Origin of the sequence: Pseudomonas sp. SWRI18 (assembly GCF_014268345.1) — a bacterium.
GTDB lineage: Bacteria > Pseudomonadota > Gammaproteobacteria > Pseudomonadales > Pseudomonadaceae > Aquipseudomonas > Aquipseudomonas cedrina.
Map to the genome: position 1 here is coordinate 171,698 of NZ_JACCQQ010000002.1, position 20,032 is coordinate 191,729.

Genomic DNA, 20,032 nt, shown 5'->3' on the forward strand with positions numbered 1-20,032 from the left:
GTCATTCGTCGTCACCGCTTTGGTTGGCGAAGTTCAGGCCGTGCTTGCGCAGTTTGTCGTGCAGCGTCTTGCGCGGTACGCCCAAGGCTTCGGCCAGGCTGCGCATGGAACTGTGGGGGCGGGTCAGCTCGGCGGCGATCAGGCTCTTTTCGAACTGCTCGACCTGTTCGCTCAGACCGCCCGGCGTGGACGTCAGCACACCCGCCGACGGATTATCCGGCGTAGCATCCAAGGCCAGTTCCAGGCCCAGGGCGAAGCGTTCGGCGGCGTTCTGCAATTCGCGGACATTGCCCGGCCAGCTGTGGCGCAGCAGCAGCGCGCGCTGGCCCGGTTGCAGTTCATGCAGCGGCAGGCCGTGGCGACTGCTGGCCTCATCGGCGAAGTGCTGGAACAGCATCAATGCATCTTCGCCGCGCTCGCGCAGCGGTGGAATGCGCAACGGTGCGACGTTGAGGCGGTAATACAAGTCGGCGCGGAAGCGGCCCTGGTCGGCGGCCTGGCGCAAGTCTTCCTTGGTCGCGGCGATGATGCGGATATCCAGCGGGATCAACTGATTGCCGCCCAGGCGCTCCACCACGCGCTCCTGCAACAGACGTAACAGCTTGACCTGTACATCCAGGCTCATGCTTTCGATTTCATCCAGGAACAGCGTGCCACCGTTGGCGAACTCGAACTTGCCGATACGGCGTTTCTGCGCGCCGGTAAACGCGCCCGGCTCGTGGCCGAACAGCTCGCTTTCGACCACGGATTCGGCCAACGCCCCGGCGTTGATCGCCACGAAAGGCCCGCTGCGCCGGCTCGACAAATCATGCAGAGCACGGGCGACAACCTCTTTGCCGGCGCCAGTTTCGCCGAGGATCAGCACATCGGCGCGAGTCGCGGCCAGGGCTCCGATCTGTTCGCGCAGGCGCAGCATCTGTGGCGAGTGGCCCACCAGCCGTGTGCTCAATTGCTGGCGGTCGCTGAGTGCCAGGCGCAGGCTGCGGTTGTCCAGCACCAGGCGGCGCAGGGCCAGGGCGCGGCGCACGCTGTCGAGCAGGGCGTCGCTGGCGAACGGTTTTTCCAGGAAGTCATAGGCCCCGGCGCGCATGGCCTGCACCGCCAGTGGCACGTCGCCGTGGCCGGTGATCAGCAGCACCGGCAGGTCCGGGTCCTGGCCGTGCAGTTCGGCCAGCAGCTCCAGGCCGTCCATACCGGGCATGCGGATGTCGCTGACCACCACGCCCGGCCAATCCCGCGACAGGCGCGCGGTCAGGCCGCTGGCTTCGCCCAGGGTGAGGACTTTCAGCCCGGCCAGGTCCAGGGTCTGGCACAGGGCCTGACGCAAGTGCGGATCGTCGTCGATCAACACCACCTGAATCTGGTTATCGATACTCATACACTGCGGTCCTCGGACGGTTGCAGACTGACGCCCGGCGAGCCGGCACGCAATTTCAAGGTTAACAGCGCGCCACCTTCCTTGTGGTTGGCAAACAGCAATTCACCGCCAAACGCGCGCATCAGGGTCTCACAGATCGCCAGCCCCAGCCCCAGGCCCTGGGTGCGGGTCTTGGTGGTGTAGAACGGCTCGCTGGCGCGACCCAGGGCTTCCATGCAAAAGCCCGGGCCGTTATCGCGAATGTACAGGTTGACGCCCTGTTCGGTGGTTTGGGCACTCAGCCAGAGTTTACGCGGCGGGCCTTTTTCGGTAAGCGCGTCGAGGGCGTTGGCCAGCAGGTTGCCGAGTACCTGGCGCAAGCGGGTTTCGCCGGCCTGTACCCACAGGGTCGCCTCGGGCAAGTCGCGGATCAGCTCCACCTCCATTGACCGGCGTCGCTTGGCCAGCAACGCCAGCGCATCGTCCAGCGCCGGTTGCAGGGCCACGCTCTCCGGCGCATGCCGATCACGGCGGGCAAAGGCACGCAGGTGAGCGATGATCGAGGCCATGCGCCCGGTCAGTTCGCTGATCAGCTTGAGGTTGCCCCGGGCATCCGTGGTGCGCTCGTGGTCGAGCAGGATCTCGGCGTTTTCCGCATAGCTGCGAATCGCCGCCAGCGGCTGGTTGAGTTCGTGGCTGATACTCGCCGACATGGTGCCCAGCGCCGACAATTTGCCCGCCTGCACCAGGTCGTCCTGGGCGCGTACCAGTTCCTGCTGGGCGTGTTCGCGCTCCAGCACTTCCTGTTTCAGGCGCCGGTTGAGGCCTTCCAAGTCACTGGTCCGCTCGATCACCCGCGCTTCCAGCTCGCGGCGCGCCTTGGCTTCGAAGGCGATACGGTCAAGGTAATGGCGGCGGCGTTGCATCATCAAGCCCAGCAACAGCATCAACACCAACAGGGTGGCGCCGCCCACGGCCACCACCGTGCGCACCGGGCGGTTGATCAGCGAGCGCGGCGCGAGGATCTCCACATTCCAGCCGGTCTCGGCGATGGCCGTGGATTGGCGCAGCCAGGCGCTGCTGCTCAGGCTCAGGGGTTGCGGGTCGCGGGTCGGGTAGGGCTGGATGGCAATGATGGCGCGGCGTTCTTCGGCGGTCAGCGGCCGGGTGGCGCGGAAGCGCCATTGCGGGCGCGAGGTGAGAATCACCACGCCGTTATGGTCGGTGACCAGCAGTTGTTCCGGGGTGTTGCCCCACAGGCTTTCGGTGTGGTCCAGGTCGACCTTGACCACCAGCACGCCGATGATCGTATCGCCATCGCGCACGGCGGCGGCGAAGAAGTAGCCGCGCTTGGCCGAGGTGGTGCCCAACCCGAAAAACCGCCCCAGGCGCCCGGCCATGGCTTCGCTGAAATAAGGCCGGAACGAGAAATTGCGCCCGACGAAGCTGTCTTGTTTATCCCAATTGGACGCGGCGAGAGTCTTGCCATGGGTGTCCATCAGGTACATCACCTCAACCCCGGCCTGGGCAGCGACGTCCTTGAGCAGCAGGTTGGCGTTGACCAGGTTGGTACTGACCTGAGGCGCATCCAGTGCGGTGCGCAGGGCCGGCAAGTCGCCGAGAATTTGCGGCAACACTTCATAGCGGTGCAGGGTACCGAGCAGGTTGGCGACGTACAGGTCGAGGGTCTGGCGGTTCTGGCCGGCCAGTTCACTGCGGTAATAGCGCTCGGCCAGGTGCTCCAGCGGCCACAGCAGCGGTGCCAGGCACAACGCCAACAGGGCGAGGCTGCGCCAGCGGGGTCTACGTGGGAGGGGTGGAGTCATGGGAATCGGGCGCCTGTGGGTACAGGCGCATTATGCCTAGTGCTGCCCGGCAAGACACTCGCGCAATGCGTCTTGCCACTGCGGTTGGCTGACGTGCCATTGCTGCTGCAGGCGACTGCAATCGAGGCGCGAGTTCAATGGGCGCTTGGCGGGCGTCGGGTAGGCGCTGGAGGGGATCGGCTCCAACTCGGCGCAGGCTTTGCCCTGCTGGCGCAGATGCTCGCCGATGGCCGTGGCAAACCCGAACCACGAGGTTTCGCCTTGGGCGGTCAGGTGATAGACACCCCATGGCCCCGGTTCGCCGGCGCGCCAGCGCTCGATCAACCCACGCGTGCTGTCAGCGATGCTGCCGGCCCAGGTCGGCGCGCCGATCTGGTCGGCGACGATGCGCATCTGCGGCTTCTCCTGCAGCAGACGTTGCATGGTCAGCAGGAAGTTCTTGCCGTGGCTGGCGTAGACCCAACTGGTGCGCAGGATCAAGTACTCGCCGCCCACGGCCGCAATCGCCTGCTCGCCCGCCAGTTTGCTCTGGCCATAGACGCCCAGCGGGTTCGGCGCGTCGGCTTCGGTGTAGGGCGCAGGCTTGCTGCCGTCGAACACGTAGTCGGTGGAGTAGTGAATCAGCGGAGCGCCCAAGGCCTTGGCTTCTTGTGCGAGAACACCGGGGCCAATGGCGTTGATCGCAAACGCCAGGTCCGGCTCGTTTTCGGCTTGATCGACAGCGGTATGGGCGGCGGCGTTGATGATCAGGTCGGGGCGCTGGGCGCGAACGTGCTGGCGGATCTGGTCGGGGTCGGCCAGGTCGAGTCGGTCACGGCCCAGCACGATGAGTTCACCCAGGCCTTGGAGGCGTTGTTGCAGCTCGCGGGAGAGTTGGCCGTGGTGGCCGGTGATGAGGATTTTCAAGTGTGCGGTCATGGAAACAAATCCGCGTCTTTAAGGTTTCTACCTTGTTGGTCCTTGGCGGATAAGGTGGGAGTACCTTTGAGCTGCCAATTGATATCGAGCTCCGGATCGTCCCAGCGGATACAGCGTTCGGCGGCGGGAGTGTAGTAGTCGGTCGTTTTGTAGAGAAACTCGGCATACTCGCTGAGCACTACAAAACCATGGGCGAACCCAGGAGGGATCCACAGCTGGCGACTATTGTCCGCCGACAGCCGCACTCCGGCCCATTTGCCAAATGCCGGTGAGCTGCGACGGATATCGACGGCCACATCCAGCACTTCACCAGCGGTAACACGCACCAGCTTGCCCTGGGCGTGTTCGACTTGATAATGCAGGCCTCTCAACACACCTTGTTGCGAGCGTGAGTGATTGTCCTGCACAAATTCTTGTTGCAGCCCGGTGGCTTTGGCAAAGTCCCGAGCATTGAAACTCTCATAGAAAAAACCGCGCTCATCGCCAAAAACCTTCGGCTCGATGATCAATACACCGGGCAACTCAGTGGCGGATACATTCATATGGATTATCCCCTGCAAGGGCGAACAAGTATTGACCATAGCCGGTTTTGCCAAAGTATTTGGCTCGCTCCAGCAAATGCTCACGGGCAATCCAGCGATTCTGGTAGGCAATTTCCTCGAGGCACGCCACTTTCAGGCCTTGGCGATGTTCGATGGTTTGCACATAAAGCGAGGCTTCCAGCAAGCTATCGTGGGTGCCTGTATCGAGCCAGGCGAAGCCCCGGCCGAACCGCTCCACATGGAGATCGCCGCGCTTGAGGTAGGCATTGTTAACGTCTGTAATCTCCAGCTCGCCTCGGTGCGAAGGTTCGACTGCTTTGGCGATTTCGATCACATCGTTGTCGTAGAAGTAAAGACCGGTCACGGCATACGGTGACTTCGGATTGAGAGGTTTTTCTTCGATGGAGAGGGCTCTGCCATCCTTGTCGAAGTCGATCACGCCAAAACGCTCCGGGTCCTTGACCCAGTAACCGAACACCGTCGCGCCGGACGGGCGTTTCGCAGCTGCACGCAACTGCTCGCCAAAGTACTGACCGTGAAAAATGTTATCACCCAGGATCAGACACACCGGATCCTTGCCGATAAATTCCTCACCAATTATGAACGCTTGGGCCAAGCCATCCGGAGACGGCTGCTCCGCATAGCTGAATCGGACGCCAAACTGGCTCCCATCCCCGAGCAAGTTGCGGTACTGCGGCAAATCCAGCGGGGTGGAAATGACCAGAATGTCCTTGATCCCCGCCAGCATCAGCACCGAAATCGGGTAGTAAATCATCGGCTTGTCATACACCGGCAGCAATTGCTTGGACACGCCCAGGGTAATAGGGTGCAAGCGCGTGCCTGAGCCGCCCGCCAATACGATTCCTTTCATGCAATTAGATCCTTCATGTCGGTGTTGCCCAATCTTTCACCCTGATAACTGCCATCTTGGACCCTGCGGCACCATTCCAGATTATCGAGGTACCACTGCACAGTCTTGCGCAGCCCGGTTTCGAAAGTTTCCTCAGGAACCCAGCCTAGCTCACGTTCAATCTTGCTGGCGTCGATCGCGTAACGCTGATCATGCCCCGGCCGATCCTTAACGAAGGTGATCAGGTCGGTAAATTTTTCGACACTGGACGGACCTTGTGGTGCCAATTCTTCCAGCAAGCTACAGATGCCACGTACGACGTCGATGTTTTTCTGCTCATTGTGGCCGCCGATATTATAGGTTTCGCCGACGACACCTTCGGTTACCACTTTCAGCAACGCGCGGGCATGGTCCTCTACGAACAGCCAGTCACGTACCTGCAAACCATCACCATAGATCGGTAACGGCTTTCCCGCGAGAGCGTTCAGGATCACCAGCGGAATCAGCTTTTCGGGGAAGTGGAACGGCCCGTAGTTGTTTGAGCAGTTGGTCAGCAGCACCGGCAAGCCATAAGTGCGCTGCCATGCACGCACCAAGTGGTCGGAAGCAGCTTTGCTGGCTGAATAGGGTGAGCTTGGCGCGTATGGCGTGGTTTCAGTGAACAGGTCGTCCACGCCATGCAAGTCGCCATACACTTCGTCAGTCGATATGTGATGAAAGCGGAAGGCGCTCTTTGCGGGTTCTGCCAGCTTATGCCAATAAGCCCGGGCTGCTTCCAACAGGCTGTAGGTGCCGACGATGTTGGTCTGGATAAAGTCTGATGGACCGTCAATCGAGCGGTCGACATGAGACTCTGCCGCCAGGTGCATGATCGCTTGAGGCTCGAAGCGCGCCAGTACGGCGCTGACGGTAGCCTGGTCAATGATGTCGGCCTGGACGAACTCATAACGGCTGTTGGACGCGATGCTGGCCAGTGATTCCAGGTTGCCCGCGTAAGTGAGTTTGTCCAGATTGAGCACTTCGTGCTCGGTGTGTTGAATCAGGTGACGGATCAGGGCGGAGCCGATAAAACCGGCGCCACCGGTGATGAGAATGCGCATGTCGGAGGGCCTTTTCCATAGACTGACATCAAGCGAGTGAAGCATAGCTTGAGTTGTGCGACGGGGCGGCGCAAGCGCGGTATACGTAAAGGGTTGCATAACCCCCCAGAACAATGGCGATATACACCCCTAAAAAAACCGAGGCCACCTTCCATGTTGCTCGCCACCCTGATCCATCGCGCCAGTCTACCCTGCCCGCAATTAGGTCCCGATCAGGCGGCTCAGTTGCTTGAGCAGCATTACGGCCTCACTGGCCCCTTGCAATCGTTGGGCAGCCAGCAAGACCTCAATTACAAAGTCGACAATTCGCGCGGCAGCTTTGTCCTGAAAATCTGCCGGGGCGACTACGCGGCTGTCGAATTGCAGGCCCAGCATGCGGCGCTCAATGCCTTGCAGGCCCACGCCGGGGTGCGCGTGCCACGGGTGATCAAGGCCTTGAGCGGTGAGGAGTTGTTGACCCTGACCGTCGGAGGTCAAACCCTGCACGTGCGGCTGCTGGACTATATCGACGGTCAGCCGTTGACCCATTTGCCTCACTTGAGCCGCGAGGTGATCGCAGGGTTTGGCGACCTGTGCGGGCGGATGAGCCAGGCGCTGGCGCGGTTCGAGCATCCGGGGCTTGCGCGCACCCTGCAATGGGACCCGCGCCATGCGCGCGAGCTGATTACCCATCTGCTGGCAAACCTGGAAAACCTGCCCCATCGCGAGGCGCTGGAGCACGCGGCCGAGCAGGTCGACAAGCGTATTCGCCCCCTGGCCGAACGCCTGCCGTGGCAGGCGGTGCACATGGACATCACCGATGACAACGTTGTGTGGCAGCGCGATGCGCAGCGTCACTGGCAAATTCAGGGCGTGATCGATTTTGGCGATCTGGTGCACACCTGGCGCATTGCCGACCTCTCGGTGACCTGCGCCGCGTTGCTGCACCATGCCGAGGGCGATCCGTTTGCCATCTTGCCCGCGATCCGGGCGTGTCACGCGGTGACACCGTTGCAACACGAAGAACTGCTGGCGCTGTGGCCACTGATCGTCGCCCGTGCAGTGGTGCTGGTGTTGAGCAGCGAACAGCAGCAACGCCTGGACCCGGATAACAGCTACCTGCTGAAAAACGCCAAGCATGAGTGGGAAATTTTCCATGTAGCGACGTCAGTGCCGTTCGAGTTGATGGAGGCGGCGATTCTAGGCAGCGTCGGACAAGCGCTGGCAGCAGTGACCGGTCAAGACTTCGCGCCGTTGATGCCGGGGCTGGTGGGCCGTGAGTTCGCGCTGATCGACCTGGGTGTGCTCAGCCCGCATTTCGAGGCCGGTAACTGGGAGCAGCCGGGTATCGACCAGCGTTTGTTGCAGGAGGCCGCTGCGGTGCATGGCCTGGCGGCCAGTCGCTATGGACAGTACCGGTTGTCGCGGACCCAGCCTGACAGCTTCGATGAACCTGAAACTTTCCCGTTGCATGTCGAGCTGCATGTGCCACAAGGCACCAGCATCCAATCTCCGTTTGCGGGCATCGTACGCCCCGGCGTCAATGGCGAGTTGCATGTGCACAGCAGCGATGCCGACGTGCGGTTGTGGGGCGTCAAGGCGCTGCTGCAGCCAGGCGCCGCCGTGCTCAAGCACCAGGTGATCGCTACGGTCGAAGGCCCGCTGACGGTGCAACTGTGCCGAACCGACCTGCCGGCCCCCCTGTTCTGCACGCCTTCCCGAGCCCAGGCATGGCAGGCGCTGTGCCCCTCACCGGCGGCGCTGCTGGGGCTGGCCTGCGATGCCGAACCGGAGCTGGACCCCAAGGTGCTGCTGGCCCGCCGCGACGCCAGTTTCGCGCGTTCGCAAAAGCACTATTACGTCGACCCGCCGCGCATCGAACGTGGCTGGCGCAACCATCTGATCGACATGCAGGGTCGCTCCTACCTGGACATGCTCAACAACGTGGCGGTGCTGGGGCATGGTCACCCGCGCATGGCGTTCGAGGCGGCGAGGCAGTGGTCGCTGCTCAATACCAACTCGCGCTTTCACTACGCCGCGATTGCCGAATTTTCCGAGCGTCTGCTGGCGCTGGCGCCGGAAGGCATGGACCGGGTGTTCCTGGTCAACAGCGGCACCGAAGCCAATGACTTGGCGATCCGCCTGGCCTGGGCCTACAGCGGCGGGCGCGACATGCTCAGTGTGCTGGAGGCCTACCACGGCTGGTCGGTGGCGGCGGATGCGGTGTCCACGTCGATCGCCGACAACCCCCAGGCATTGAGCAGCCGCCCGGACTGGGTGCACCCGGTAACGGCGCCCAATACCTATCGAGGCGAATTCCGTGGGCAGGACAGTGCGCCTGACTACGTACGAAGCGTTGAACACAACCTGGCGAAAATTGCCGCGAGCAAACGCCAGCTGGCAGGCTTCATTTGCGAGCCGGTGTACGGCAACGCCGGTGGGATCTCGTTGCCGCCGGGCTATTTGCAGCAGGTGTATGCGCTTGTGCGCGCCCGGGGCGGCGTGTGCATCGCCGACGAAGTGCAGGTGGGATACGGCCGTATGGGGCATTTCTTCTGGGGCTTCGAAGAGCAGGGCGTGGTGCCCGATATCATCACCATGGCCAAGGGCATGGGCAACGGGCAGCCGCTGGGCGCGGTGATCACCCGACGTGAAATCGCCGAAGCGCTGGAGGCTGAGGGGTATTTCTTCTCATCGTCGGGAGGCAGTCCGGTGAGTTGCCGGATCGGCATGGCGGTGCTGGATGTCATGGAAGAAGAAAAACTGTGGGAAAACGCCCAGGTGGTTGGCGGGCATTTCAAGGCCAGGTTGCAAGCCCTGATCGACCGTCATCCGCTGGTGGGTGCCGTGCATGGTTCCGGTTTTTACCTGGGCCTGGAGTTGGTTCGCAACCGGCAAACCCTGGAGCCGGCCACCGAAGAAACTGCCTTGCTGTGTGATCGCTTGCGGGAGTTGGGGATTTTCATGCAGCCCACGGGTGATTATTTGAACATCCTCAAGATCAAGCCGCCGATGGTCACCTCCAGACGCAGCGTGGATTTCTTCGTCGACATGCTGTCGAAGGTGCTGGATGAACAACTGTAGCTGACCGATTATTATCGGTTATTCACTGTGATATTCGTCGGTTAAGATATTTTTACGCTGTTAAAGCCGATTTTTATCCGTTATAAAGTCGGCCATACCCTCATCGGAGCCTTGATCGCCATGACCACCCTGCACAGCACCCCTCGCGCCGATGGCTTCCACATGCCCGCCGAGTGGGCGCCACAGACTCAAACCTGGATGATCTGGCCCGAGCGCCCCGACAACTGGCGCCTGGGCGGCAAGCCGGCACAGGCTGCCCATGTGGCAGTGGCCAAGGCCATTGCACGTTTCGAACCGGTGACCGTGGCGGTATCCGCCGGACAATACGAAAATGCCCGCGCGCGCCTGGATGTGCCGAACATCCGCGTGGTGGAAATGTCCAGCGACGACGCCTGGGTGCGGGACACCGGCCCGACTTTCGTGATCAACAACAGCGGCGAAGTGCGCGGCGTGAACTGGGACTTCAACGCCTGGGGCGGTTTTGACGGCGGCCTGTATTCGCCGTGGAACCGCGACGCGCAAGTGGGCGGCAAGATCCTCGAAATCGAACGCGCCCAGCGGTATCGCACCGAAGGCTTCGTGCTGGAAGGCGGTTCGATTCACGTCGATGGCGAGGGCACCCTGATCACCACCGAAGAGTGCCTGCTCAACCGCAATCGCAACCCGCATCTGGATCGCGCCGCGATTGAGGCCGTGCTGAGTGCCAACCTGGCGGTGGATAAGATCATCTGGTTGCCGGATGGCCTGTTCAACGATGAGACCGACGGCCATGTGGATAATTTCTGTTGCTACGTGCGCCCTGGCGAAGTCCTGCTGGCCTGGACCGACGACCCACAAGACCCTAACTACGCGCGCTGCCACGCGGCCATGGACGTGCTGCAAAGCAGCACCGACGCCCAGGGCCGCTCGTTCATAGTGCATAAAATGCCGATTCCGGGGCCGCTGTATGCCACCGAAGAGGAGTGCGCCGGTGTCGACCCGGTTGACGGCACTCAGGAACGTAATCCTGCCGCGCGGTTGGCGGGTTCCTACGTCAACTTTCTGATCGTCAACGGCGGCATCATCGCGCCGAGCTTCGACGATCCGCTGGACAGCCAGGCCAAGGCGATCCTGCAGGACCTGTTCCCGCAGCACGAAGTGGTCATGGTGCCAGGCCGCGAACTGTTACTGGGTGGCGGTAACATCCACTGTCTGACCCAACAGCAGCCAGCACCGCACAAAAACTGAGTGCAGTTGTAACAGCGTCGTGACGGTAGCCGGGTGTCACCTGGTTTCACCTGCGGCGATAAGCCAGCAGCCAGCCCGCAGCCCAGCAAGGCCGCGGGCTTTTTTGTGCGCGCAGGCCTATAAAGGCAAGACATTGGCATAGCTCTTGTATCGGTGTTGGCACAGTGGCCCAGGGGTGATGACTGCGCGGTTCTGTCATAAACCTTGAGTAAGTTAGCCGCTCACGCAGTAGGAGAGAGCGCTGAAATGAACGCCGATATCAACCCGATGTACACACGCACGTGCCACCCTTTGCGGGTCAACGGCGACGAGATCCATGCGCTGGCGCTCTGGTTGAAGGAAAACGGCTCGCGACAAATCCGGCGGCAGCCGGACCTGCGCAGCGTGATGACCGAACGTTACCCGGTGGGGTTGTTCAGTGAGGACGAAGTGCACGCGTTGTGCGACCTGTTGAAGAACTAAAAAGAACAACATAGCTATCTACACAACTGTAGTGAGCGGGCTTGCCCCGCGCCGGGGGGCAAGCCCGCTCACTACAGCTATCGCAGGTAGCCGGTTAGAAGCTGTACGTGCCTGTCACCACCAGGCTACGCGGGTCTCCCGGCTGTATCTGCGCCACACTGGTCGCCGAGGCGTAGTAGGTTTTATCCGCGATATTGTTCAACGCCGCGCTGACGTTCCATTCCTGCTGACGGAACCCGGCCAGTGCGTCCCAACGGCCATAGCCCGGCAGCACCACGGTGTTGAGGCTGTCGGCATAACGATCGCCCACCAGGGTCAAACCGGTTTCAGCGTACCAGCCCATCTCCGGTTTCCAGGTGATGAACAGGCTGGCATTGCGCTTGGCTACGTCGCTGACGCGCTTGCCTTCGAAGCCGTTGTTGTCCTTCTCTACCTTGGCATCCTGCAGGCCGACGCCGCCGCGTACATACCAGTTGCCGACGATCTTGCCGGTGGCGGTCAGCTCTATGCCGCGTGAGCGCTGCAGGCCGCTGAGCAGGGTGATGGTGCGGTTCAGCGGGTCGGCGGTGCGGCGGTTATAGAGCTCAAGTTCGTACACCGCCAGGGTGGTGCTCAGGCGGTCGTCGAACCAGTCGCTCTTGACCCCGAATTCTTTCTGTTTGGTCAACTCGGGGCTCAGGTCGTTGACGCTGCCGGCAGCGTTCGGGGTGATGCCGATCAAGCCGCCGCCTGCCGGGGAGAAGGTCTTGCTCCACGATGCATAAAACGAATGATGCTCAAGCGGCGTCCACACCAGGCCCAAGCGCGGGCTGGTGCTGTGGCTTTTGACGGCCTGGCGGGTGTCGAGCAGCTTGTTCGTGGTGTCGACCTCGAAGCGGTCGTAACGCAGGCCGGCGAGCACTTGCCACTGATCATTCAGGCGCAATTGGTCCTGCACATAAAGCGCACGGCTTTCGACTTCGGTGTGGTTATCGCTCGATACACTCATCCGCCCTGTGTGGCTCAGGTGGCGGTTGGGTTGGTTGAGGTCCAGGCTCGGCACGGCCTGGCCGCCGCGGTTGACGGCAGTGGCGGTGTACAGCTTCGGATCGCGGCGCTGGCTGCCCAGTTCAAGGCCGGTGAGCAGACGGTGTTCCAGGCCGAAGGTGCTGAAGCCACCTTCCAGCTCGACATTATTGAAGATATTGAGCGTGTTCAGGTCTTGCTGCCAGCGTTGACGCGTGACGCGGTTGGTGGCCGGGGTGTAGCCGGTGAGGTAGGTGTTGTCGAAGTCGCTGTCCAGCTTGAACACGCCCAGGGTTTGGCGCAGTTGCCAGTTGTCGTTGAGCTCGTAGGCCAGCTTGGAGCGCAGCGACTGGGTTTTGTCGTCGATGTAATCGCGGCTGTCGCCGTAGGTGGTGCTGCGGCTCACATCGGCCGGGCGGCCGTTGACTCCAGGAATGCCACGGTCCGGCTTGCGGTTGTAGCGGCTGTATTCGTATTGCACCAGCCAGTTCAGGTCGGGCGTGAGCTGCCAGCTCATGGACGGTGCGAACAGCTGGCGATTGCCGCTGACGCCATCACGAAAGCTGTTGTTGTCCTGGTTGCCCAGGTTCAAGCGCAGGCTGATGTCATCGCTGGGGTCGGTGCTGAGGTCGGCATACAGGCTGCGCAAATCGTTGCTGCCGCCCTGGGCTTCGATGCTGGACTTGCGACCGGCGGCCGGCAGTTTGCTTACGCGGTTGACGATCCCTCCCTGGCCGCCTCGTCCGTAAAGTACGGCTGCCGGCCCTTTGAGCACTTCAATGCGCTCAATGTTATGCAGGTCGCGAATGTACTGGCTGTCATCGCGAATGCCGTCGAGGTAAAAGTCGTTGCTCGCGTCGAAACCACGGATGCGCAAACTGTCGAAGCGCGTGTCGGCGCCGCTGCTTACGTTCGGAATGCCGCTTAACGCCTGGCCCAGGTCATTGGTGCCGTAGGCGCGCAGGCTTTCGGTCTTCACTGAGTCGATGGCCTGCGGCACATAACGCACGGGTGTAGCGGTGCGGGTGGCCGTGTTGGTTTCCTTGACGCGCGGGTCGTCTTCGTCAGCTTCGGCGCTGATCGACGTTTCGGGCAGCGTCGTGGCGCCATAGGCAAAACCGGCAGACAGCAGAACGCAAAGCCCAAGGTTGATGGGCGTCAGGCGAAGGGCAGGCATGGATAAATGTGTCCGAATTGATAGGGAGGGAAAATGCGCGCGAATAGTAATGCTTTGCATTTGCGTGCGTTATCTATTCCCAAACGTATCCAGACGTAAATATGTTACCGAATGTGTTTTTGGTAATTTTACCTGCGGTTTATTGTCGCTTTCAGAACAGCCATAAGCCGTTCCTTAGAATTATTTCGCCTAAATACAGACGATTCACGAAATTGACACATAGTTCAACGCGCGACTAGGATTGCCCCAACGCCTGTGGCTAACCGCCATGACTCATCCAATAAAAAGAAGGCCCGCGGCCTGTTAAGTCGTCCGCGGGCCTTCTTTTGTCCGGAACCAGTCGACACCAGAAACGACATGGAGCCTGGTGTCACAGCGCGTACTCAACCAGAAATAAGGAATACAAAAAAATGTTGAAGCAACGGATGAGTCTGATCGCTCTGGGGATTTTGAGCGCATCGACAGCCATGGCAAACGACCAGGATCAATCCAAGGGTTTTGTCGAAGACAGCCACCTGAACATCGCCGCACGCAACGCCTATATCAGCCGTGACTACAAGAACGGCCAGCGAGACAAAGCCGAATGGGGCCAGGGCTTCATCGGCAAGCTGGAGTCCGGTTTCACCCAAGGCACCGTCGGTGTGGGTGTGGACGTGATCGGCCAGTACGCTATCCGTCTGGACGGTGGTAAAGGTCGCGCCGGCGCCGGCGGTATCGACTTCTTCAAGCAGGGCAACGGCACGCCTAACAACCCTGGCTCGGCGCCACACGACCTGGCCAAAGGCGGCGCAGCCGTGAAATTGCGCGTGTCCAACACGGTGCTCAAGTACGGCGATCAGTTCCCGGCCGTGCCTGTGTTGCAGTACGACAACTCCCGTCTGTTGTCGGAAACCTACACCGGTACGTCGATCGTCTCCAAAGAGATTGCCGGCCTGCAACTGGACGCGGGTCACTTCACCAAAGAAGCGCGCAAGAGCATGGAAGGCACCGACAGCGGTGGCCTGAAAAGCATCGACTACATCGGCGGCAGCTACAAATTCACCGAGAGCCTGTCGGCAGCCCTGTACGCCTCCGACATGGAAGACGTGCTGAAGAAGCAATACGTCAACGTCAACTACGTGCTGGCCCTGCCCGAGAAGCAGTCGCTGACGTTTGACTTCAACGGCTACAAAACCAAGTTGGATAAGCGCTTCGCCCTGGAAAACCAGAAGGACGAAGACGCCCGTGACAATAAAATCTGGAGCCTGGGCGCCACGTGGGCCGTCGGCCCGCACAGCTTCACCGTCGCTCACCAGCGCAGCACCGGTGACACCGGCTACCTGTACGGCGGCTACCGCAACGCCGGCGGCATTGGCGACGGTGGCAACACCATCCTGCTGGCCAACTCCTACTGGTCCGACTTCAACGGCAAGGACGAGCGTTCGTGGCAGCTTGGCTATGGCATCGATTTCGCCACCTTCGGCGTGCCGGGCCTGACCTACAACGTGGCCTACGTGCGCGGTACCAACATCGACGACGGTACCAACCGCGGCGATGGCACCGAGCGTGAAATCTGGAACCAATTCAAGTACGTGGTGCAGAGCGGCCCGGCCAAAGACCTGAGCCTGCGTGCACGTGCCTCGTGGCTGCGCGTTTCCAGCAATGCTGACCAGTACAACGTCGGCGGTAACGAAATCCGGCTGTTCGCCGACTACCCGATCAATGTTTTCTGATTGATCGCAGGTCGCGTCTGATGCCAGGCGATAAAAAACCCCGACTGGTTCGGGGTTTTTCTTTGGACGTTAACAAGGTGCGTCGTGCACCGGCTTCAGGCCTTGGTCGGCGCAAGCTTCTTGCAGTTTTCCTTGCGCGCCGGGTATTGCTCGCATTTGCGCAGCACGCTTTGCACCTGCTGAGCATTCTGCAATTGCTGGTTGGCCAACAACTTCTCGGTGATGAACAGTTCTTCGGAACCGAGGTTTCGCTCAGCCTTGTCGATCATCGTCAGCGCCGACTGCCCGTCGCCGCGCTTGAGGTGGTAACTGATCATCAGGTCGTAGGTCGAGGGCCCCGCCAGGCTCCAGTCCCTGATCGCTTGCAGCTCCTTCAAGGCTTCGCCGCTCCTGCCCTGGGCCAGGCGTACGGTATAAGCCGTGCGACGGATACCGGGCTGATCCTTGACGGGTGAAGCCAGGGCCTTGCGGATAAACCCATCGGCTTCGGGCACCTTATTTTTTTCCAGGGCATCGTTGGCGAAGTAGGCATCCTTGTAACCCTGTATGGCTTTGGCCACTTGCGGCGTGTTTTTCATCTTCGACCAGCTTTCGGTGCTGATGCGCGCACGGCGTTCCTGGCGATATTCACGCTGCAGGTACTGGCGCAACTCGGTGTCGCGGTCGGTCGCCGACATATGGGAGCGGGTAAAATACTGGGCGGTCGCGGTGAGGCTGGTGGTCAGGCCGTCCTTGACCAGCACATCCAGTTCCTGGGTAAAGCGCTGCAGATTGAACTGTTGCAGCGAGTCCTGCATGGCGTTTTTACGCGCGGTGAGAAAGCCCGTGAGCAACGGTTTTTGTTTGCCCTGGAAGTCGTTGAGGCGCTCAAGGCTATGGGTGGCGGCGCGGGGCGCGTAACCTGCGCGGATCATCAAGTCGGTGCCGAGCAGGTCGGCCTGATCTTCCTGGCTGCGGCCCCACGCGGTGCTCCACACATGATCGGAAAACGTGTTGGCCAGCGCGGTGTACAGCACGGTGTTGCCGATGGTTTTCTGGGTGCCGGCCGGGTCCTTGCTGAACAGCTTCATCGTCCCCGAACTGCGGTCCACACCAGTGTCGGCCGCCATTGTGGCCAATGCGACGGTGGAGGCGACCGTGGTGAACATTTCCTTTTGCTGCTGGAACGCCGCCATCCGGTCATGATGATGCAGCAACACGTGGCTCATTTCGTGACCCAGCATGGCGGCGATTTCGTCTTCGCTGCCGACGTTGTCCAGCATGCCCAGCGGCACGAACAGATTGCCGTAGGGATCCGCCGAGGGGCCGAAGCTGTAGCTGTCGGTGATCTTCACCTGCAAAGTTGGCAGCTCCCCCGGCCAACCTTTGGACAGACGCGTGACGATCCCTTGCAAGTACACCTGCAGCACCGGGATATCCACCAGGTTCTGCTGGCGCGCCTCGGCAGCGGGTACAGCGCGCCCATCGTAGCTCAAGCGCTGCTTGCTCTGGCGTTGCGGGTCAAGCTTGTAATACTGACGCACGTCAGTGTTATCCACGTAGTGACCCTGGACCCGCGATTGGGTCGACGGTCCCACCAGGTTCAGGAACGCCTGGTCGGCGCCCTTCAACGTTGCACAACCACTGAGCAGCGTGCTTGCCAGCACGCTGGCCGCCAACAGAAATCCTTTCACCGCAACGCTCCTTTTATTGATTGCAGCCCGCACCAAAACCAATGGTGGAGTTATTGCGGCTGTCTTTGGCCTGGCTTTTGGTCAGGCCCTGGCAAGGAAGATCCACCACGTTCAGCGGCGGTTCGATGCGCAGGTCCATGGGGTCCAGCCAGACCTTCTGACCGCCCAGTTCCACCTGCACCAGGTCCAGCGCCTTGTTGTACTGCAATACTGGCACCGGTTGCGTAGGCGCTTGTTTTTGCGGCAGTTCGCGTTGTTGCTTACCCTGCTCATCCAGCACCGCCACCGGGTCGGCGAGGAACGCCTTGATACTGTAGGTTTGCGCCCAGGCACTCTGGGTAAAGAGGGCGGCGATCAATACAACCAGACTTCTGTTCATCCTTGGGTTCCTTGAGTCAAACGACAAAGCAGTGCATTCACCGATCACGGTCGAAGAAGGCTTCGACCCGTTCGCTGAACAGCACCAACGACAGCAATACAATGCCCAACACGTTCACCGGCGTAATGTGAGCGAGGCCCAGCAGCACACTGAGCGCCAGCAGCACGGTCATTGCCAGCAGCCACGAAGGGTAAGGCGAAGAAAAAAACCAGATTTCCTGGCGCCGCCAACGGCTCCAAGTGCGATGCCCCGCACGCCTGCGCGCATGCAGCGCCTTGAGTACAGCAATCAACGCGAGCAGCCCGAGCTCCAGAAGATCCAGCCAGTTGAAAGGCAAACCGGGAAAATTGGCGGGCTCATGCTCGTAGTCCATGCCGGCGTTGATCAGATTGTCCAGGGCCATGGCATGCAAATAAACGCCGGGCAATTGACCGTGTACCGCAGACTCGACCAGGTCACCCGTGGCGGTAATATTGGCCCCTACCAATACAAGCCGGTCGCGCAGCAACTCGGCGATCAGGGCTTGATCATCCGGGGCGCTGACCTCCAGATCACTGGCCGTCAACGTCAACGAATACGGGAAGCGCGCCTGTGCCGAGTCGTCGAGTTTCCAGAACACCGCCTGGAACAGCTGCGCGATCCCTTCCAGCAAAAAGTGCCGCGTCGGGGTGTCGTCGCCGACATCGGCGATACGCGCCTGATCCGGCGCCAGCTTCAACCCCCATTGCACCGAAATCGGCTGCCGGTGCACCGCGGCTTCGGCGTCAACCGGGAGTTGTTTACACGCGTGCGTGGTGCAGAACCTGCGATACAGCGCCATGGCCGGCGTCTCCATCGGACCCAGCGGCGTATTCATCGCCAGAGGGTACTGATCGCTCATCCCCTCCCATGCCACCAGTGCCGCGCGGCTGACCTCGACAAAAGGGGCCAGTGTGTTGGCCTGGCCAGCTTCGCCTCGAGCCACGCCGGTATTGGCCAACCACAACGGTATGCCCTGGCGTTGGTAGCGTTCGAACACATTCGCCAGTAACTGACTGCCGCGAGCCGGGTCGCCGAAGGAGTGATCGTGGCTGTAAAGCAAATCCACAAACACAGCTTTGGGCTTGAACGCCAGCAGACGCTTGAACAGTTTGCTTTGCTCGCCATAGGGCATCGGCCATGACGTGGCGTTGCGCATCAGGTATGCATCATCGATCACGATCACGGCCACCTGCTGCTGCCCCGCGTTGGAGTAGTGGCTGGCGAACATACGGTTGAGCCACTGCGCCGACGCCTTGTCGCTGGAACTGGCCAGGCCGAAAGGATCAAGAATCGCCAGCAGCACGATGAGGGCTGCCAGCCAATAGCGGCGGTAGTTAAAAAGCGGGGGGCTCGACAACATCCGTGTCTCGATAAAAGCAAAAGCAGACAGGGTTTTTAACGGAGCGGGGGAGGCATGTCAATTGAATAGTGGCTAAAAGCCACTTTGCTTCGCGAGCCAGCTATTCCAAGGAGCTGCGAGATTAATACGGCGCCAATAAAATGACTGTATTTTGCTGTTATTAACCGTCCGGCGGTATAAAAGACAATACGTTGACAGTTTCTCACGGATCTAACATTATCGGCCGCGTTTTGATGGCTTCAAGCCATTAAACTGACATCATCGACCGCACGGATCCGGGAGTTTTCCAGTCTGTGCAGGGCCTTAATCGTGCCACCGTTAGCGGACTGACCACATGAAACCTCCGCTTGAGTCGTCAGGAAGAAACTGCATGGATGTTAAGCGAGTTTTGGTTACCGGTGGTGCAGGCTTTATCGGCTCGCATCTGGTAGATGCCTTGCTGGCCGAGGGATACAGCATTCGTGTGCTGGACAACCTGTCGACCGGCAAGATGGCCAATTTGCCGATCGGCAACCCGAATCTGGATGTCGTCGTGGGTGATGTCGCCGACAAAGCGGTGGTCGAGCAGGCCATGCTGGGTTGTGACGCGGTGGTCCACCTGGCGGCAGTGGCATCGGTGCAAGCGTCGGTGGATGACCCTGTCGCGACCCATCAAAGCAATTTCGTCGGCACGCTCAATGTTTGCCAAGCCATGCTCAAGGCCGGTGTGAAGCGCGTGGTATTCGCCTCCAGTGCTGCCGTCTACGGCAACAACGGCGAAGGCACGGCCATCGAAGAAGACACCCCCAAGTCGCCCCTGACGCCTTATGCGTGCGACAAGCTGGCCAGTGAGTACTACCTGGACTTCTACCGTCGCGAACACGGCCTGGAGCCGGTGATCTTTCGCTTCTTCAATATCTTTGGCCCCCGCCAGGACCCTTCCTCTCCGTACTCGGGTGTGATCAGCATCTTCAGCCAGCGGGCAATCGCCAAGCAGCCGATCACGGTATTCGGTGACGGTGGGCAGACCCGCGATTTCGTCTACGTGCAGGATCTGGTGCGTATTCTCGTGCAGGCCGTGCAAGCCCCCGAGGCCACCCCAGGTGCGGTCAATGTCGGGTTCAGCCGCGCGACCAGCTTGAACGACCTGATCGGCGAACTGGGCGGCGCCACCGGCACTGCGCTGACGGTGACGCATCAGGCGCAGCGCCAGGGCGATATTCGCCATTCCCGCGCTGACAACACGCGTTTGCTGCAACGCTTTGAACTCTCGACGCCGACATCCGTGGGCCAGGGGCTGGCGCAGCTACTTCGCAGTTTGTAACCCGTCGGTCGCCCGGTTCGACCTTAGCGCCGTCTCAGTTTCAGTCATTTCAAGAGT

Annotated in this window: 15 protein-coding genes; 5 read left to right on the forward strand and 10 right to left on the reverse strand. The window is 60.8% G+C overall.

What is annotated here, in order from left to right; all coding sequences use genetic code 11:
- Nucleotide 1: 1 nt before the first annotated feature.
- The 6 genes from H0Z09_RS03460 to rfbB are packed head-to-tail and all read right to left on the reverse strand — an operon-like array spanning nucleotide 2 to nucleotide 6,593.
- The gene (locus tag H0Z09_RS03460) at nucleotides 2-1,378 is read right to left on the reverse strand and encodes a sigma-54 dependent transcriptional regulator (RefSeq protein ID WP_186687386.1); all 1,377 of its coding nucleotides are present in this window, start codon (nucleotides 1,376-1,378) and stop codon (nucleotides 2-4) included.
- Nucleotides 1,375-3,183, reverse strand: a complete 1,809-nt coding sequence (locus H0Z09_RS03465) for an ATP-binding protein (RefSeq protein ID WP_186687389.1) — start codon at nucleotides 3,181-3,183, stop codon at nucleotides 1,375-1,377. Before H0Z09_RS03465 ends, H0Z09_RS03460 begins: the two co-directional genes overlap by 4 nt.
- 36 nt (nucleotides 3,184-3,219) lie before the next feature.
- Complete coding sequence (gene rfbD / locus H0Z09_RS03470) at nucleotides 3,220-4,101, reverse strand: dTDP-4-dehydrorhamnose reductase (RefSeq protein WP_186687391.1); 882 nt, start codon at nucleotides 4,099-4,101, stop codon at nucleotides 3,220-3,222.
- A complete protein-coding gene (gene rfbC / locus H0Z09_RS03475) occupies nucleotides 4,098-4,643 on the reverse strand; it encodes a dTDP-4-dehydrorhamnose 3,5-epimerase (protein ID WP_186687394.1) in 546 nt (181 codons plus the stop codon). Before rfbC ends, rfbD begins: the two co-directional genes overlap by 4 nt.
- Nucleotides 4,624-5,514, reverse strand: a complete 891-nt coding sequence (gene rfbA / locus H0Z09_RS03480; protein ID WP_186687397.1) for a glucose-1-phosphate thymidylyltransferase RfbA — start codon at nucleotides 5,512-5,514, stop codon at nucleotides 4,624-4,626. The genes rfbC and rfbA overlap by 20 nt, the downstream gene beginning before the upstream one ends.
- The gene (gene rfbB, locus H0Z09_RS03485) at nucleotides 5,511-6,593 is read right to left on the reverse strand and encodes a dTDP-glucose 4,6-dehydratase (RefSeq protein ID WP_186687400.1); all 1,083 of its coding nucleotides are present in this window, start codon (nucleotides 6,591-6,593) and stop codon (nucleotides 5,511-5,513) included. Before rfbB ends, rfbA begins: the two co-directional genes overlap by 4 nt.
- Nucleotides 6,594-6,746: 153 nt before the next feature.
- Between rfbB and H0Z09_RS03490 the strand changes: the two genes are divergently transcribed.
- The 3 genes from H0Z09_RS03490 to H0Z09_RS03500 all read left to right on the forward strand — a co-directional run bounded on the left by H0Z09_RS03490 (nucleotide 6,747) and on the right by H0Z09_RS03500 (nucleotide 11,345).
- Nucleotides 6,747-9,656: an aminotransferase gene (locus H0Z09_RS03490; protein ID WP_186687402.1), complete on the forward strand. Its 2,910-nt coding sequence runs from the start codon at nucleotides 6,747-6,749 to the stop codon at nucleotides 9,654-9,656.
- A gap of 120 nt (nucleotides 9,657-9,776) precedes the next feature.
- Nucleotides 9,777-10,883, forward strand: coding sequence for an agmatine deiminase (aguA, locus tag H0Z09_RS03495; RefSeq protein ID WP_186687405.1), 1,107 nt, complete (start codon nucleotides 9,777-9,779; stop codon nucleotides 10,881-10,883).
- Nucleotides 10,884-11,129: 246 nt separating this feature from the next.
- On the forward strand, nucleotides 11,130-11,345 hold the full coding sequence (locus tag H0Z09_RS03500; protein ID WP_076951617.1) for a hypothetical protein: 216 nt from the start codon (nucleotides 11,130-11,132) through the stop codon (nucleotides 11,343-11,345).
- A 94-nt stretch (nucleotides 11,346-11,439) separates the two neighbouring features.
- On the opposite strand, the gene H0Z09_RS03505 is transcribed toward H0Z09_RS03500, so the two are convergent.
- Nucleotides 11,440-13,527, reverse strand: a complete 2,088-nt coding sequence (locus tag H0Z09_RS03505; protein ID WP_186687408.1) for a TonB-dependent siderophore receptor — start codon at nucleotides 13,525-13,527, stop codon at nucleotides 11,440-11,442.
- A gap of 410 nt (nucleotides 13,528-13,937) precedes the next feature.
- Here H0Z09_RS03505 and H0Z09_RS03510 point away from each other — a divergent pair, with 410 nt between their 5' ends.
- Nucleotides 13,938-15,239 (forward strand): OprD family porin, encoded by a 1,302-nt coding sequence (locus H0Z09_RS03510; RefSeq protein WP_076951619.1) that lies wholly within the window; start codon nucleotides 13,938-13,940, stop codon nucleotides 15,237-15,239.
- Between the two features lie 95 nt (nucleotides 15,240-15,334).
- On the opposite strand, the gene H0Z09_RS03515 is transcribed toward H0Z09_RS03510, so the two are convergent.
- The 3 genes from H0Z09_RS03515 to H0Z09_RS03525 are packed head-to-tail and all read right to left on the reverse strand — an operon-like array spanning nucleotide 15,335 to nucleotide 18,672.
- Nucleotides 15,335-16,912 carry a M48 family metalloprotease gene (locus H0Z09_RS03515; RefSeq protein ID WP_186687426.1) on the reverse strand — a complete coding sequence of 526 codons (1,578 nt, stop codon included), beginning with the start codon at nucleotides 16,910-16,912 and terminating at the stop codon, nucleotides 15,335-15,337.
- A gap of 13 nt (nucleotides 16,913-16,925) precedes the next feature.
- Complete coding sequence (locus H0Z09_RS03520) at nucleotides 16,926-17,291, reverse strand: hypothetical protein (protein WP_186687427.1); 366 nt, start codon at nucleotides 17,289-17,291, stop codon at nucleotides 16,926-16,928.
- Nucleotides 17,292-17,328: 37 nt separating this feature from the next.
- The gene (locus H0Z09_RS03525; protein WP_186687428.1) at nucleotides 17,329-18,672 is read right to left on the reverse strand and encodes a CHASE2 domain-containing protein; all 1,344 of its coding nucleotides are present in this window, start codon (nucleotides 18,670-18,672) and stop codon (nucleotides 17,329-17,331) included.
- Nucleotides 18,673-19,042: 370 nt separating this feature from the next.
- Between H0Z09_RS03525 and H0Z09_RS03530 the strand changes: the two genes are divergently transcribed.
- The gene (locus tag H0Z09_RS03530) at nucleotides 19,043-19,975 is read left to right on the forward strand and encodes an NAD-dependent epimerase/dehydratase family protein (protein WP_186687429.1); all 933 of its coding nucleotides are present in this window, start codon (nucleotides 19,043-19,045) and stop codon (nucleotides 19,973-19,975) included.
- Nucleotides 19,976-20,032: the final 57 nt, after the last annotated feature.